The organism is Pseudomonas sp. GM60 (assembly GCF_000282415.1).
Taxonomy (GTDB): Bacteria; Pseudomonadota; Gammaproteobacteria; order Pseudomonadales; family Pseudomonadaceae; genus Aquipseudomonas; species Aquipseudomonas migulae.
This window is the reverse complement of sequence record NZ_AKJI01000055.1, coordinates 49,890-65,014: the sequence shown is the minus strand read 5'-3', so window position 1 is coordinate 65,014 and position 15,125 is coordinate 49,890. Positions and strand designations below refer to the sequence as shown.

Here is a 15,125-nt window from a genome sequence, read left to right as displayed (position 1 = left end):
CACCGAACGAAAGGGGCAAGAGCCCTTTGGTTACTTTGGGGCTTCTCCAAAGTGACTCGCCGTAAGGGCGAAACCAATAGCCGCCGTTACCCCCAAAACGGATATGTACACAAACCCACAACCCAAGAGCCCAAAACCGAAAGCGGCAGAAAAGCGGCAGACGGCGGAAACCCGTTGCCGCTTTTCTGGCATTGCCGCCTTGCCCAAGCCCGCAAAGCCCCGGTTTACGGGCTTTTTTGAATTGGCACGCCACTTGCTATATCCATCGTACGAAAAATCAGGTCACCCGAAGGTTTCCCGACATGAGCATCAGCTTCGATAAAGCGCTCGGTATCCACGAACAAGCCCTGGGCTTCCGCGCCCAGCGTGCCGAAGTCCTGGCCAACAACATCGCCAACGCCGACACCCCGAACTACAAGGCTCGGGATCTGGACTTCTCGAAAGTGCTCGCCGAGCAGAACGAGAAAACCAAGAGCGGCACATTCGCCTTGAACATGACCAACAACCGTCATATCGAAGCCGAAGGCATGGGCAATGGCGACGAGTCGCTGCTGTATCGCACGCCGATGCAACCGTCGATTGACCAGAACACCGTGGACGCCCAGCTGGAACAGTCGAACTACGCGGAAAACGCGATCAACTTCCAGGCCAGCTTCACCCTGCTCAACAGCAAATTCAAAGGGCTGATGTCAGCCCTTCGCGGAGAGTAAGTCATGTCTCTATCCAGTGTTTTCAACATTGCCGGTAGCGGCATGAGTGCGCAAACAACGCGCTTGAACACCGTGGCCTCGAACATCGCCAACGCCGAGACCGTCTCGTCGAGCATCGACCAGACCTACCGCGCACGTCATCCGGTGTTCGCCACCATGTTCCAGGGCGGGCAGAGCGGCGGCAGCGATTCGTTGTTCCAGAACCAGGACGCGGCCGGTCAGGGCGTACAAGTGCTGGGCGTGGTCGAAGACCAGAGCAATCTGGAAGCGCGCTATGAGCCGAACCACCCGGCGGCCGACGCCAAGGGCTACGTCTACTACCCGAACGTCAACGTGGTTGAAGAAATGGCCGACATGATTTCCGCGAGCCGTTCGTTCCAGACCAACGCCGAAATGATGAACACCGCCAAAACCATGATGCAGAAGGTCCTGACCCTCGGTCAGTGATAAGGGGCGACTCAGATGAGTGTTACCGATACCACCAGCAGCATCAGCCTCAAAGACATCCTGGCCAACTCTTCGATCAAGACCAACACCAGTGCCGACGGCCTGGCGTCCGCCACGAACAGCGCCACCGGCAAAAAGGCCTTGGGCAAGGACGCGTTCCTGCAGTTGCTGGTGACACAGCTGAAGAACCAGAACCCGCTGGAGCCGCAGGACAACGGCGAGTTCGTTGCCCAGTTGGCGCAGTTCAGCAGCCTGGAAGGCATCACCACGCTTAACACCACCGTGAGTGGCCTGGCCAGCAACTACAACTCGTCCCAGGCCTTGCAGGCTTCGTCGCTGGTCGGGCGTTCGGTCATCGCCCCGAGCGACAAGGCCGTGGTCGATACCTCGAAGAGCTTTAACGGAACCATCGCCGTACCGGCGTCGGTCGATCCGGTGAAAGTGAAGATTACCGACGCCGATGGCAAGGTCATCCGCACCATCGACCTGGGCAGCCAGAAAGCCGGCACCGCCAGCTTCATCTGGGACGGCAAGAACGATGCGGGCGAAGTGGCCAAGGCGGGTACGTACACCTTCGGCGCCACCGCAACTTACGACGGCAAGGCGACTTCGCTGGTGACGTACCTGCCGGCGACTGTCAGCAGCGTGACCATCAGCCAGACCGGCGGTGAGTTGATGCTCAATCTCGCCGGTGGGGGCAGCATCGCCCTGTCCAAAGTACAAACAATTGGTATGTAGAGCCGACTAACACGGCACAAAGGAGTGGAATATGTCTTTCAATATCGGCCTTAGCGGTCTCTATGCAGCCAACAAACAACTGGACGTGACCGGCAACAACATCGCCAACGTCGCGACCACCGGTTTCAAATCGTCCCGTGCGGAATTCTCGGACGTTTACTCGGCCACCAAGCTGGGTTCCGGTAGCAAAACCATTGGTAACGGCGTGCGCCTGGCCAACGTTTCCCAGCAGTTCACCCAGGGCGACGTCAACAACACCGGCAACGTGCTGGACATGGGCATCAACGGTTCCGGCTTCTTCGTGCTGAACGACAACGGCTCGCTGTCCTACACCCGTGCCGGTACGTTCAAGGTCGACAAGGACGGTTACGTCACCAACACCGACGGCACTGCGCGTCTGCAAGGTTACGGCGTGGACGCCAACGGCAAGATCATCAACGGCGTGTTGACCGACCTGCGTATCGATACTTCGAACCTGGCGCCAAAAAACACCTCCACGGTGTCGTCGACGATCAACCTGAACTCCACCTCACCGGTTATCGATCAGGTTGCCACCCCGTTTGATTCGACCAAAGAAGCCACCTTCACCAAACAGTTCAGTACCCCGATTTATGACACTCAGGGTAACAAGCACGTCATGGACCAATACATGGTCAAGACCGGGGCGAACACCTGGAAAACCTACACCCTGATTGATGGTCGCAACCCGAATGGCACCGACCCTAGTCCTACCGCGGTTCCGTTGAACCTGCCGGTCGCTTCGACCATGGTGTTCGATACCTCGGGCAATCTGGTTTCGGTCACCACACCGGCCGTTCCGGCGCCGATCGTCAGCCCTGACCTGAAGGTCACCGGCTGGATTCCCGGTGACGTGAAAAATGGCGTGTGGACAGCGAACGGCGCTACTTCCGGCGTCGTTACGGTCTCCATGGCCAAAACCTCGCAGTACAACGCCGATACCGCACGTTCGATTCCTTCGCAGAACGGCTACGCCACCGGCCAGATCACCAACCTGACCATCGATGGCAGCGGTATCATGCTGGCCAACTTCAGCAACAGCCAGACCAAGGCCATCGGCCAGATCTCGCTCGCCAGCTTCACCAACGAGCAAGGTCTGCAGCCAGTAGGCGGCACCAGCTGGAAAGAAACCTACTCCTCGGGTATCCCGGGCTACGATGCGCCGAACACCGGCACCTTGGGCGAGATCCACTCCAACTCCCTGGAAGAGTCCAACGTCAACCTGACCAGCGAACTGGTCGACCTGATCAAGGCACAGAGCAACTACCAGGCGAACGCCAAGACCATCTCGACTCAAAGCACCATCATGCAGACCATCATTCAGATGACCTGATGCGGGTTGGTTGAAAGCGCTACACAAGGAGCCCCTCGGAAGAGGGGCTTTTTTGTGACCGGGATTTTGTGTTGTCAGGGATGGCCTCTTCGCGGGCAAGCCCGCTCCCACAGGGTTAAACGTCTTTCATATGCTTTGTGAACAACACGAAACCTGTAGGAGCCGGCTTGCTGGCGATCCAGGCGCCGCGGTCATTCAGGCGCGCCGCGTCATCGTTCATCGCCAGCAAGCCGGCTCCTACAGGTCCGCAGGCAAAAGAAAACCCCCGACCAATCCAGAGGACCGATCGGGGGTTGTCGGGTAAGCGCCTTTCAGCGCCTACCGGCTCAGCTTATTGGCAAGCTTCGCAATCCGGCTCGTCGATGGCGCAAGCCTTCGGCACTGGAGCAGGACCGGCAGGAGCTGCCAGGACCGAATCTTCACCGTGGTTGCCGCCGCTGGAAACAGCGTTCAGCTTGCCGGTGTTGATGGTCGACTTCTCGGTGCTGGTCGCGGCCAGGGCACGGAGGTAGTAAGTGGTTTTCAGACCACGGTACCAAGCCATGCGGTAGGTCACGTCCAGCTTCTTGCCCGATGCGCCAGCGATGTACAGGTTCAGCGATTGAGCCTGGTCGATCCACTTCTGACGACGGCTTGCCGCGTCGACGATCCACTTGGTGTCCACTTCGAAGGCAGTCGCGTAGAGCTCTTTGAGTTCTTGCGGGATGCGCTCGATCTGCTGCACCGAACCGTCGTAGTACTTCAGGTCGTTGATCATGACCGAGTCCCACAGACCGCGAGCCTTCAGGTCGCGAACCAGGTACGGGTTGATCACGGTGAATTCGCCCGACAGGTTCGATTTCACGTAGAGGTTCTGGTAGGTCGGTTCGATCGACTGCGAGACGCCAGTGATGTTGGCGATGGTCGCGGTCGGTGCGATGGCCATGATGTTGGAGTTACGAATGCCTTTCTGTACACGGGCGCGAACCGGTGCCCAGTCCAGGGATTCGTTCAGGTCAACGTCGATGTACTTCTGGCCGCGCTGCTCGATCAGGATCTGTTGCGAATCCAGCGGCAGGATGCCTTTGGACCACAGGGAACCCTGGAACGTCTCGTATGCGCCGCGCTCGTCGGCCAGGTCGCAGGACGCCTGGATCGCGTAGTAGCTGACCGCTTCCATCGACTTGTCGGCGAACTCGACGGCAGCGTCGGAACCGTAAGGAATGTGCTGCAGGTACAAAGCGTCCTGGAAGCCCATGATGCCCAGACCGACCGGACGGTGCTTGAAGTTGGAGTTCTTCGCTTGCGGCACCGAGTAGTAGTTGATGTCGATAACGTTATCGAGCATGCGAACAGCGGTGTTCACGGTGCGTTCCAGCTTGGCGGTGTCCAGCTTGCCGTTGACGATGTGGTTCGGCAGGTTGATCGAGCCCAGGTTGCAAACGGCGATCTCATCCTTGTTGGTGTTCAAGGTGATCTCGGTGCACAGGTTCGAGCTGTGGACCACGCCAACGTGCTGCTGCGGGCTGCGCAGGTTGCACGGGTCTTTGAAGGTCAGCCATGGGTGGCCGGTTTCAAACAGCATGGACAGCATTTTGCGCCACAGGTCTTTGGCCTGGATGGTCTTGAACAGCTTGACCTTGCCAGGGTACTCGGTCAGGGCTTCGTAGTACTCGTAACGCTCTTCGAAAGCCTTGCCGGTCAGGTCGTGCAGGTCCGGTACTTCGGATGGCGAGAACAGGGTCCACTTGCCGTCATCGAAGACGCGCTTCATGAACAGGTCAGGGATCCAGTTGGCGGTGTTCATGTCGTGGGTACGACGACGATCATCACCGGTGTTCTTGCGGAGTTCGATGAACTCCTCGATGTCCATGTGCCAGGTTTCCAGGTAGGCACACACAGCGCCTTTGCGCTTGCCACCCTGGTTAACGGCAACGGCGGTGTCGTTCACCACTTTCAGGAACGGAACCACGCCCTGGGATTTGCCGTTGGTGCCCTTGATGTACGAACCGAGTGCACGAACCGGGGTCCAGTCGTTGCCCAGGCCGCCGGCGAATTTCGACAACATGGCGTTGTCGTGGATCGCGTGGTAGATGCCCGACAGGTCATCCGGCACGGTGGTCAGGTAGCAGCTGGACAGCTGTGGACGCAGGGTGCCGGCGTTGAACAGGGTCGGAGTCGAGGACATGTAGTCGAAGGACGACAACAGGTTGTAGAACTCGATCGCACGGTCTTCTTTCTGCTTCTCTTCGATCGCCAGGCCCATGGCCACGCGCATGAAGAAGATTTGCGGCAGTTCGAAGCGGATACCGTCCTTGTGGATGAAGTAACGGTCGTACAGGGTTTGCAGGCCCAGGTAAGTGAACTGCTGATCGCGCTCGTGGTTGATCGCCTTGCCGAGTTTTTCCAGGTCGAAGGTGGCCAGGACCGGGTTCAGCAATTCGAATTCGATACCCTTGGCGATGTACGCAGGCAATGCCTTGGCGTACAGGTCGACCATTTCGTGGTGGGTCGCGCTTTCGGCAACGTTCAGGAAGCTCAGGCCTTCGGCACGCAGGGTGTCCATCAGCAGGCGGGCGGTCACGAACGAGTAGTTCGGCTCACGCTCGACCAGGGTACGGGCAGTCATCACCAGGGCGGTGTTGACGTCGGTCAGGGCCACGCCGTCGTACAGGTTTTTCAGGGTTTCGCGCTGGATCAGGTCGCCGTCGACTTCTTCCAGGCCTTCGCACGCTTCAGTGACGATGGTGTTCAGGCGACCCATGTCCAGCGGTGCAAAAGTGCCGTCGGCGCGGGTGATGCGGATCGACGGGTGAGCGTTGACCGCTTCTTCTGCCGGAGCGTGGGCAGCGCGTTGTTTCGAACGACCGTCGCGATAGATCACGTAGTCGCGAGCCACTTTCTGCTCGCCGGCACGCATCAGGGCCAGTTCGACCTGGTCCTGGATTTCTTCGATGTGGATGGTACCGCCCGATGGCATGCGACGCTTGAAGGTCGCGGTGACCTGTTCGGTCAGGCGGGCCACGGTGTCATGGATTCGCGACGAAGCGGCAGCGGTGCCGCCTTCAACTGCGAGAAACGCTTTGGTGATCGCGACGGTGATCTTGTCATCGGTGTAAGGAACGACAGTGCCGTTACGCTTGATCACGCGCAGTTGGCCAGGCGCGGTGGCGGACAGATCCGAAGTCGAATCAGCGGCCTGCGGCAAAGTGCCCTGCGGGTTCTCGCGAGTTGTGTCGGTTTGCATGGGGGGTTGTCTCCACATTCTCTATGTTTGTTTGGGCACCATCACGGTGCCCACCGTTCCGTCCTGAAGCACTACAACCGGCTGGGCCGGGCATACCAACTTCGGGACAGATCAGGAAGGGGGCTGTTGGGGCGCCGCTTCCATGCCGAAGTCTTTGGTCTCAGGCCTTGAGCCTGACACCAGGATCCTTTTGGGTGACAGTAATCGACTGCAACACCCGTACCGTTAACGCCGTTTCCGGCTCAAAAACAGTAGCCATCCGCACGCGCGGTTTGGTCTTTCGAAAATACGTTTGGTTCAACCGGAAAGAGGCAATAAAAGCGCTTGAAATCGGTGTCCGGTTTGTGTTTGGTTTTTGGCGTAAAACCCTACATGTAGGGTTTTTTTCGCGCCGGGGTACAAGATAATGCGTTTCGGAGGGTGTTGCAACGTACTACCTGTGGATAAACCTGTGCGTAAATTGTGTGTGAAAGGTGGAACGAGCGTGTAGGCCGCGACCTAGCTGGAGCGGACTGTTTTTCGCTGATTTTCAGCGATTGAAAACAGTCATTCGGATTTTTAAGGGCGCGAACCCTATCACAAAAAACCGGGTTGTCCGAACGCATTTGCCGGCTTGTGTTCTCGGCGGGCGACGTTTATACAATCGGCCGATGGTTACGCATTCTTATCCTCCCCAATCATTACAAAAAGACGGGCGGATCCTTCCTTATTAGTGTTGTTGGCAAGCAGAGGTCACCGTGGAGCAAGAAGCCTGGCAGGTATTGATAGTGGAAGACGACCAGCGTCTGGCCGAACTGACCCGCGAATACCTGGAGGCCAATGGCCTGCGTGTGTCGATCGAAGGCAACGGCGCCCTGGCGGCCGCGCGCATCATCAAGGAGAAACCGGACCTGGTGATCCTCGACCTGATGCTGCCGGGCGAAGACGGCCTGAGCATTTGCCGCAAGGTCCGTGACAAATACGACGGGCCGATCCTGATGCTCACCGCGCGTACCGACGACACCGATCAAATCCTCGGCCTCGACCTGGGCGCCGACGACTACGTCTGCAAACCGGTTCGTCCACGCCTGCTGCTGGCCCGCATTCAGGCCCTGTTGCGGCGCAGTGAAACGCCTGAACCCGTCCCGGAAAAACAACGGCGCCTGCAATTCGGCCCGCTGGTGGTGGACAACGCCTTGCGTGAAGCCTGGCTGCATGACAACGGCATCGAGCTGACCAGCGCCGAGTTCGACCTGCTGTGGCTGTTGGTGGCCAATGCCGGGCGCATCCTCTCTCGTGAAGAGATTTTCACCGCACTGCGCGGCATCGGCTATGACGGCCAGGACCGCTCCATCGATGTGCGCATCTCGCGCATCCGGCCGAAGATCGGCGATGACCCGGATCATCCGCGCCTGATCAAAACCATCCGCAGCAAAGGCTATCTGTTCGTGCCGGAAGCCTGCGTAGACCCGTCGCTGTGAATTCGATCTTCCTGCGTATCTATGGCGGCATGTGCGCGGCGCTGATTCTGGTGGCGGTGCTCGGCGTGCTGGCCCTGCACATGCTCAACCAGGTGCGCAGCGAGCAGTACCGCGAGCGCCTGGCCCATGGCACGTTCTCGCTGATGGCCGACAACCTGCAACCGATGAACGAAACCCAGCGTCACCGCGCCTTGCTGGTGTGGGAACGCCTGCTCGGGATTCCGTTGGCGCTGAAGACGTTCGCCCAGACCGACCTCGACCTGACTCAGCGCACCCGCGTGCTGCGCGGTCAGGCGCTGGTGGAGCAGACCGGTCCGCATGCGGCGAAGGTCTATCGACTGATCAGCGACAAGGAGCAGTTGATGCTCACGGGGGAGGTGCAGCAGATCAGCGAGCAACTGGCCCGTGCGACTATTTACCTGCTCGCCGATGAGCTGGTGCGCGTGCCGGTGGCCGAGCAGCCCAAGCGCCTTGCGCAATTGAAAGAAGACAAGGGGTTTGGTTTCGACTTGCGGCTGGTCACGGTCGACGAAGCGGACATGGACGAAGACCAGAGCCGTCGGGTGTCCGAAGGCGATACGGTGATGGCGCTGGGCAAGGGTGGCGATTCGATCCGGGTGTTTGCCGGCATGGTCGGCACGCCGTGGGTGCTGGAAATCGGTCCGTTGTATCAGATGAATCCTTACCCGCCGGAGTGGCTGGTGCTGATCGCGGCGCTGGGCTTGAGCCTGATCGGGTTGATCGTCTATCTCTTGGTGCGGCAACTGGAGCGCCGCTTGCGCGGGCTCGAAGCGGCCGCCACGCGCATCGCCAAAGGCAGCCTGGAAACCCGCGTGCCGGCGCGCGGCGCCGACTCGGTGGGACGCCTGGCCTCGGCGTTCAACGGCATGGCCGAGCACTTGCAGCAGTTGCTGGCGATCCAGCGTGAACTGGTACGCGCGGTGTCCCACGAATTGCGCACGCCCGTGGCGCGGCTGCGTTTCGGCCTGGAGATGATCGGTTCGGCCACCACGCCGCAGGCGCTGGAGAAGTACCGCGAGGGCATGGATCACGACATTGAAGACCTTGATCGGCTGGTGGACGAGATGCTCACTTATGCGCGGCTGGAACAGGGTTCGCCCGCGCTGAATTTCCAGCGGATCGACCTGGATGCGTTGGTCAATCAAGTGATCGAAGAATTGGCGCCCTTGCGCGCCGACGTCACGGTGCAGCGCGGTTTGTGCCTCTCGGCCGCCGATTGCGATGATGCCTGGGTCGAGGCCGAACCCCGTTACCTGCACCGGGCGATCCAGAACCTGGTGAGCAACGCCATGCGCCATGCCTCATCGCGGGTGACCGTCAGCTATCAGGTCGGGCAGCAGCGTTGTCGGGTGGACATCGAGGATGACGGGCCGGGTGTGCCGGAATCCGCGTGGGAGAAAATATTTACGCCGTTCCTGCGTCTCGATGACAGCCGAACCCGTGCTTCGGGTGGGCATGGGTTGGGACTGTCGATCGTGCGGCGGATCATCCATTGGCATGACGGGCGAGCGTTGATCAGCAAGAGCAAGAGCCTGGGTGGGGCGTGTTTCAGTTTGAGTTGGCCGCGCAATCAGGAGAAGCGTTGAGATTTTTGTTGTCACGGAAATCGCCTTCGCGGGCAAGCCTCGCTCCTACAGGATCACATTCCCTGTAGGAGCGAGGCTTGCCCGCGAAGAGGCCCTGTCCGACACCAAAGATCTTCAGGTCTTGATACTGACCAGACTCAACAACTGCCCATCCTTGACCCCGAACTGCGCATCCAGCTCGGTGCCATGGCGCCATTCACTGGAAAGATCCGTCAGCAATCGCAACCGCACCTCACCCGCCTCGGACCACTCCAACACCTCGGCATGCTCAAAGTAGAAGCGCTGCTGAACAATCGGATACAGCGCCTTGAACAAACTTTCCTTCACCGAAAACGTCAGCGTCACCAGCAGCGCCAGTTGATCGCGATGGCCTGCCTCCATGCGTTGTAACTCCGGCGGGGTGAGAATTTCCCCGGCCAGGCGCTCGGCCCGTTCAGGGTTGAGCAGGTTTTCCAGGTCCATTCCCAGGCCGCGCCAGTGGGTTTTCTGCGCGACAATCGCCGCAGCGCGGCCGGTGCTGTGGGTGATCGAGCCGCAGATGTGCGCGGGCCAGACCGGCGCCCGGTCTTCGCCAATGGCCGGGGTAAAATTCAGCCCTTCCAATCGCTGCAACGCGGCGCGAGCGCAAATCCGGCCGGCGAGAAACTCGGCCTGACGCTTGGCCACCGAACGCTGGATGGTCGCAGGCGGCTCGATGGCGCTGCGCTGAAAGTCATCGGCGGCCAGTTGCGAGGTGTTGAAGTGCGTGCTCAGCAGCACCGTATCAGGCAACACGAACGGCAGCGGCCAATGGGCATCGAGTGGGGTGCAGCAGGCGGGCAGGGCGGGGACGGGATTCATGTCGGGCATTTTGCCGGGTTGCCTTGAAGCTGGGTAGTGCAAAGGTTCAGAACCGAGGCGTGGCCATCGCGAGCAGGCTCACTCCCACATTGGAATGCATTTCAAATGTGGGAGTGAGCCTGCTCGCGATGGCCGCGCCGCGGTCTACCTGCTCAACCAAATATCTTCTTGAAGAATGCCTGCATATCCGCCCACGATTTCTCATCCGCCGCCTTGTTGTAACCAATATCCGGCCCGCCATGATCGCCATGGCTCAAGCGATCCGCATCCGGATTGCTGAACCCATGCTTGGCGCCCTCAAGGTTGACGAATTGATAATCGGCCCCGGCCTTGTCCATTTCCGCCTTGAACGCCGCGACGTTTTCCGCCGTCACCATGCTGTCCAGCGCGCCATGCTCGACCAGGATTTTCGCCTTCACGCTGCCCGGTGTTGCAGGCGCTTTGGTTGCCAGCGCTCCGTGGAAACTCACCACGCCCGCCAACGGCAAGCCCTGACGTGCCGCATTCAGCACCACGCTGCCGCCGAAGCAGTAACCAATCGCGGCGATTTTATCCGGATCGGTTTGCGGCTGTTTCTTCAACAGATCCAGCCCGGCCTGAAACCGCGCACTGGCGGCGTCGCTGTCCTTGATCGCCGCTTGCATGAACGCCATGGCGTCCTTGGGGTGTTCGGTGTTTTTGCCGTCGCCATACATATCGATGGCCAGGGCGCTGTAGCCCAGGCCGGCGAGGTCACGGGCCCGGCGCTTGGCATAGTCATTGAGGCCCCACCACTCATGAACCACCACAACGCCAGGGCGGGGGCCTTTAACCGCGTCGTCGTAAGCGTAATACCCGATCAGCTTGGTGCCGTCGGGGCTTTGATAGGGGATTTCCTGGGTCTTGATGGCCGCCTGGCTGAGCCCGCTCACGGCCAGCAAGAACAGGGCAAGGAATATACGCATGGTCGGATCTCCTGCAAAAAAGTCGTCAACACAGCCTAGTCGATCTGGTTCAGCTCGGGTTCAGAGTGCGTTCAGGGGGAGTTCAGGGGCCGGTGCGTAAGGTAGCGCCGTACCCAAAGCATCTGCGCATGAGGACATTCCCCTATGACTGGCTTTAAAAACCTGCTGTTGGCATTCACCGTTTTGAGCGCGAGCACCGCGGCGTTCGCTTCCGACGATAATGTCGCCAGCCTTGCTCTTGGGAAGACCGGCGAGCGACCCAAAAAGTCCCTCACCCTGCACAGCATCGGCACGAACGGCGTGGTCAGTCATGACAGTGCCTGGGGCGCGCAGTTGGGCCGCCCGAACCCTCAGGCCGATTACTGCGCTGCTTACGCGAACGTGTCGGTCTTTCACAATGGCATTAAACTCCGTCAGGAGAACCTCATGGGCCGCTATGATCTGTCTTGAAATACGCCGTTGCACCTCTGGAGAGGTTGAATTGCCCGGGAGAGCGTTATGAAATTGCTGGTCGTCGAAGATGAAGCGCTGTTGCGCCATCACCTGCAAACCCGCCTGACGGACAGTGGCCACGTGGTCGAGTCCGTGGCCAACGCCGAGGAGGCGCTGTACCAGACCGAGCAATTCAACCATGACCTGGCGGTGATCGACCTCGGCCTGCCCGGCATGGGCGGGCTCGACCTGATCCGTCAGCTGCGCTCGCGGGGCAAGACCTTCCCGATCCTGATCCTCACCGCGCGCGGCAACTGGCAGGACAAGGTCGAAGGCCTCGCTGCCGGCGCCGACGATTACGTGGTCAAGCCGTTCCAGTTCGAAGAGCTGGATGCGCGCCTGAATGCCTTGCTGCGTCGTTCCAGCGGTTTCACCCAGTCGACCATCGTCGCCGGGCCGCTGCTGCTCGACCTCAATCGCAAGCAGGCGTCCCTCGATGAACAACCGCTGGCGCTGACTGCCTACGAGTACCGGATCCTCGAATACCTGATGCGCCATCACCAGCAAGTGGTGGCCAAGGACCGCTTGATGGAGCAGCTCTACCCGGATGACGACGAGCGCGATCCGAACGTGATCGAAGTGCTGGTCGGCCGCTTGCGCCGCAAACTCGAAGGCCCGGCCGGCTTCAAGCCGATCGACACCGTGCGGGGCCTCGGCTACCTGTTCAATGAGCGCTGCACTTGATTCGTTCGCTTCGTGTCCGTTTGATGCTCGCCGCCACGATCCTGGCGGTGTTGTTCATGCTGGCGTTGCTGCCGGCGATGCAGGGCGCGTTCAGCCTGGCGCTGCAGGACTCCATCGAGCAGCGCCTGGCGTCGGACGTCACCACGCTGATTTCCGCCGCCCGGGTCGAGGGCAACCACTTGCAGATGCCGGCGCAGTTGCCCGACGAGCGTTTCAACCTCACCGACAGCCGTTTGCTCGGCTACATCTATGACCGTGAAGGTCACCTGGTCTGGCGCTCGAAGGGGACTCAGGAAGAGGACATCAACTACAAACCGCGTTACGACGGGCGCGGTAACGAGTTCGCGAGGATCAGCGAAGCCAACGGCCAGGAATTCTTCGTCTATGACGTCGAAGTCAAACTGCTCGGCGGCAAAAGCGCGGCGTTCAGCATCGTCGCGCTGCAGCCGGTGCGCGAGTACGAAGACACCCTCGAAGGCCTGCGGGAAAATCTCTATCTGGGTTTCGGCGCCGCTTTGTTGGTGCTGCTGGCGTTGTTGTGGATCGGCCTGACCTGGGGTTTGCAGGCGTTGCGTCGACTCAGTCAGGAGCTCGACGAAATCGAAAGCGGCACCCGCGAAAGCCTCAGCGAACAGCACCCGCGTGAATTGTTGCGCCTGACCGGCTCGCTCAACCGCTTGCTGCACAGCGAGCGCGAACAGCGCAGCCGCTATCGCGATTCCCTCGACGACCTGGCCCACAGCCTGAAAACCCCGTTGACCGTGCTGCAAGGCGTCAGCGAAGACATGGCGCAACGCCCGGCGGATCGCGATCAGGCCTGGGTGCTGCAAACCCAGATCGAGCGCATGAGCCAGCAGATCAGCTATCAGTTGCAGCGCGCCAGCCTGCGCAAAAGCGGCCTGGTGCGCCATCAGGTGCGGTTGCGTCCGGTGCTGCAAAGTCTCTGCGACACGCTGGACAAGGTCTACCGTGACAAACGCGTGCGGGTGGCCTTCGATCTGCCGGAGCAATGCTACGTGCCCATCGAGCAGGGCGCCTTGCTGGAAATGATGGGCAACCTGCTGGAAAACGCCTATCGCCTGTGCCTGGGCGAAGTGCGCATCAGCGTGCGCGAGACCTTGAGCGGGGTCGAATTGTGCGTCGAGGACGACGGGCCGGGTGTGCCGCCGGATCAGCGTGCGCGGATTCTGCAGCGCGGCGAACGGCTGGACCGTCAGCACCCGGGGCAGGGGATCGGGTTGGCGGTGGTCAAGGACATCATCGAGAGTTACAACGCGAAGCTGACCCTGGGCGATTCGCCCATGGGCGGCGCGGCGTTCCGGATTCATTTTCCGGTGGTGTGATTGCCGAAACACCGCGATCCCCTGTAGGAGCCGGCTTGCCGGCGATGGCGATTTCAAGGACGCCATCGCCGGCAAGCCGGCTCCTACAGGTTATGCGTTTTAATTCTCCTGCGCGCGGTAGGCTCCGGGTGTAAGCCCGGTCCATTTCTTGAACGCCCGATGAAACGCCGAAGGCTCGGAAAACCCCAGCTGCTCGGCAATCTGTTGCAACGACAGGTCCGCGCGCCCCAGGTGATAAATCGCAATGTCCCGGCGCAACTGATCCTTCAACTCCTGAAAACTCGAACCCTCTTCGCGCAAATGCCGGCGTAGCGTCTGCGGGCTGATGTGCAGGTGCGCGGCCACCGCTTCCAGGTCCGGCCAGCGCGCACTGTCGCGGCTGAGCAAACGGCGCAACTGGCTGCTCAGGCTGTCGCCGTCATCCGGGCGCGACAACAGGTCGGCGGGGGAGTGTTCGAGGAAATGCTTGAGGGTCCGCTCGTCCTGCAGCAACGGCATGTTCAGGTAGCGACTGTGGAACAGCAGACTGCTCTGCGCCGCTGAAAACTCCATCGGGCAGGGGAACAGCAACTCGTATTCGGCGCCGTGCTCGGGCTTCGGGTAGCTGAACGTCGCTTGTTCCAGGCGGATGCGCTGGCCGATCAGCCAACTGCCGAGGCGATGCCAGACCATCAACTGGCTTTCGGTGAGGAAATGGTCCGGGTCCTGAAACTGCGAATCGTCCAGGCTCAGGCGGATCATTTCGTTTTCGCGGGTCAGGGTCAGGCGCGGGCCGCCGGGGAACAGGCTATAAAACAACAAGCCGCGATGCAGTGCCTTGTCGAGATTGCGGCAGTGAATCACCGCATGGCACATCATCGCGAAACTGCCGGTTTTACTCGGCACAGGCCCGAAGCCCAGGTACTCGTCGTCGAGTGCCAGCCACAATCCCTGGATCAAGCGGGTGAACTGCTCAGGCGCAATGCGCGCACGCGGTTCTTCCAGCAGCTCGGGGCTGATGCCGAGTTGTTGCAACAGGTTTGAACAGTCATGACCCAGCCGACGCGCGCCACCGAGGGCGGCACGGGCGAAATGGCTGGCGATGGTACGTTCGCGCATAGAAGGCAGGTCCGTCTATTGAACGACGGATGGTAGTCGTCGGGTCAGGCAATGGACAAGGCGGATATCCGCCAAATTGCAGGACGAGGTTTGGCGGATGGGCGGAAATCCGCCACTGTTTTATAGCGCACCCAAGGCACGTTGAACCTGTAACCCCAGATGTCAAAAGGCTCGCAGCGGATTTT

General features: G+C 60.3%; 14 protein-coding genes. 10 read left to right on the top strand and 4 right to left on the bottom strand.

The features are described 5' to 3' along the window. The 5 genes from PMI32_RS30650 to flgE all read left to right on the top strand — a co-directional run. Window positions 1–240, top strand: a 240-nt coding sequence (locus tag PMI32_RS30650) for a hypothetical protein (RefSeq protein WP_238541024.1), incomplete at its 5' end; no start/stop codon positions are given. A 62-nt stretch (window positions 241–302) separates the two neighbouring features. After that, window positions 303–710, top strand: coding sequence for a flagellar basal body rod protein FlgB (gene flgB / locus PMI32_RS14765; protein ID WP_008029381.1), 408 nt, complete (start codon window positions 303–305; stop codon window positions 708–710). Window positions 711–713: 3 nt separating this feature from the next. Further along, on the top strand, window positions 714–1,157 hold the full coding sequence (gene flgC / locus PMI32_RS14770) for a flagellar basal body rod protein FlgC (RefSeq protein WP_007937507.1): 444 nt from the start codon (window positions 714–716) through the stop codon (window positions 1,155–1,157). Between the two features lie 15 nt (window positions 1,158–1,172). Continuing rightward, the gene (flgD, locus tag PMI32_RS14775; RefSeq protein WP_008029378.1) at window positions 1,173–1,895 is read left to right on the top strand and encodes a flagellar hook assembly protein FlgD; all 723 of its coding nucleotides are present in this window, start codon (window positions 1,173–1,175) and stop codon (window positions 1,893–1,895) included. A gap of 31 nt (window positions 1,896–1,926) precedes the next feature. Then, on the top strand, window positions 1,927–3,246 hold the full coding sequence (gene flgE / locus PMI32_RS14780) for a flagellar hook protein FlgE (protein ID WP_008029376.1): 1,320 nt from the start codon (window positions 1,927–1,929) through the stop codon (window positions 3,244–3,246). A 331-nt stretch (window positions 3,247–3,577) separates the two neighbouring features. Here the strand turns inward: flgE and PMI32_RS14785 are convergent, their stop codons facing one another. Beyond that, complete coding sequence (locus PMI32_RS14785) at window positions 3,578–6,472, bottom strand: ribonucleoside-diphosphate reductase subunit alpha (RefSeq protein ID WP_008029373.1); 2,895 nt, start codon at window positions 6,470–6,472, stop codon at window positions 3,578–3,580. A 737-nt stretch (window positions 6,473–7,209) separates the two neighbouring features. On the opposite strand from PMI32_RS14785, the gene PMI32_RS14790 reads away from it, so the two are divergent. After that, entirely contained in the window at window positions 7,210–7,932 is a 723-nt protein-coding gene (locus tag PMI32_RS14790) for a response regulator (protein ID WP_008029370.1), read from the top strand. Beyond that, complete coding sequence (locus tag PMI32_RS14795; protein WP_008029368.1) at window positions 7,929–9,539, top strand: ATP-binding protein; 1,611 nt, start codon at window positions 7,929–7,931, stop codon at window positions 9,537–9,539. The genes PMI32_RS14790 and PMI32_RS14795 overlap by 4 nt, the downstream gene beginning before the upstream one ends. 114 nt (window positions 9,540–9,653) lie before the next feature. On the opposite strand, the gene PMI32_RS14800 is transcribed toward PMI32_RS14795, so the two are convergent. Continuing rightward, window positions 9,654–10,379, bottom strand: a complete 726-nt coding sequence (locus PMI32_RS14800) for a 4'-phosphopantetheinyl transferase family protein (RefSeq protein WP_202949137.1) — start codon at window positions 10,377–10,379, stop codon at window positions 9,654–9,656. Window positions 10,380–10,531: 152 nt separating this feature from the next. Beyond that, window positions 10,532–11,323 carry a dienelactone hydrolase family protein gene (locus PMI32_RS14805; protein WP_008029364.1) on the bottom strand — a complete coding sequence of 264 codons (792 nt, stop codon included), beginning with the start codon at window positions 11,321–11,323 and terminating at the stop codon, window positions 10,532–10,534. Between the two features lie 144 nt (window positions 11,324–11,467). Here PMI32_RS14805 and PMI32_RS14810 point away from each other — a divergent pair, with 144 nt between their 5' ends. Genes PMI32_RS14810 through PMI32_RS14820 form a run of 3 tightly spaced genes read left to right on the top strand, consistent with a single transcriptional unit; the run spans window position 11,468 to window position 13,842 of the window. Continuing rightward, the gene (locus PMI32_RS14810; RefSeq protein WP_008029361.1) at window positions 11,468–11,773 is read left to right on the top strand and encodes a hypothetical protein; all 306 of its coding nucleotides are present in this window, start codon (window positions 11,468–11,470) and stop codon (window positions 11,771–11,773) included. A 48-nt stretch (window positions 11,774–11,821) separates the two neighbouring features. After that, window positions 11,822–12,499, top strand: coding sequence for a response regulator (locus PMI32_RS14815; protein ID WP_008029360.1), 678 nt, complete (start codon window positions 11,822–11,824; stop codon window positions 12,497–12,499). Then, a complete protein-coding gene (locus PMI32_RS14820) occupies window positions 12,496–13,842 on the top strand; it encodes an ATP-binding protein (protein ID WP_008029358.1) in 1,347 nt (448 codons plus the stop codon). The genes PMI32_RS14815 and PMI32_RS14820 overlap by 4 nt, the downstream gene beginning before the upstream one ends. A gap of 99 nt (window positions 13,843–13,941) precedes the next feature. Here PMI32_RS14820 and PMI32_RS14825 read toward each other — a convergent pair whose 3' ends face one another. Then, on the bottom strand, window positions 13,942–14,940 hold the full coding sequence (locus PMI32_RS14825) for an AraC family transcriptional regulator (RefSeq protein WP_008029356.1): 999 nt from the start codon (window positions 14,938–14,940) through the stop codon (window positions 13,942–13,944). Window positions 14,941–15,125 lie beyond the last annotated feature (185 nt).

Bases quoted from the DNA above. Each gene is read 5' to 3' on its own strand.
- flgB (WP_008029381.1), top strand. From the start codon at position 303: ATGAGCATCAGCTTCGATAAAGCGCTCGGTATCCACGAACAAGCCCTG.
- flgC (WP_007937507.1), top strand. From the start codon at position 714: ATGTCTCTATCCAGTGTTTTCAACATTGCCGGTAGCGGCATGAGTGCG.
- flgD (WP_008029378.1), top strand. From the start codon at position 1,173: ATGAGTGTTACCGATACCACCAGCAGCATCAGCCTCAAAGACATCCTG.
- flgE (WP_008029376.1), top strand. From the start codon at position 1,927: ATGTCTTTCAATATCGGCCTTAGCGGTCTCTATGCAGCCAACAAACAA.
- PMI32_RS14785 (WP_008029373.1), bottom strand. From the start codon at position 6,472: ATGCAAACCGACACAACTCGCGAGAACCCGCAGGGCACTTTGCCGCAG.
- PMI32_RS14800 (WP_202949137.1), bottom strand. From the start codon at position 10,379: ATGAATCCCGTCCCCGCCCTGCCCGCCTGCTGCACCCCACTCGATGCC.
- PMI32_RS14805 (WP_008029364.1), bottom strand. From the start codon at position 11,323: ATGCGTATATTCCTTGCCCTGTTCTTGCTGGCCGTGAGCGGGCTCAGC.
- PMI32_RS14810 (WP_008029361.1), top strand. From the start codon at position 11,468: ATGACTGGCTTTAAAAACCTGCTGTTGGCATTCACCGTTTTGAGCGCG.
- PMI32_RS14815 (WP_008029360.1), top strand. From the start codon at position 11,822: ATGAAATTGCTGGTCGTCGAAGATGAAGCGCTGTTGCGCCATCACCTG.
- PMI32_RS14825 (WP_008029356.1), bottom strand. From the start codon at position 14,940: ATGCGCGAACGTACCATCGCCAGCCATTTCGCCCGTGCCGCCCTCGGT.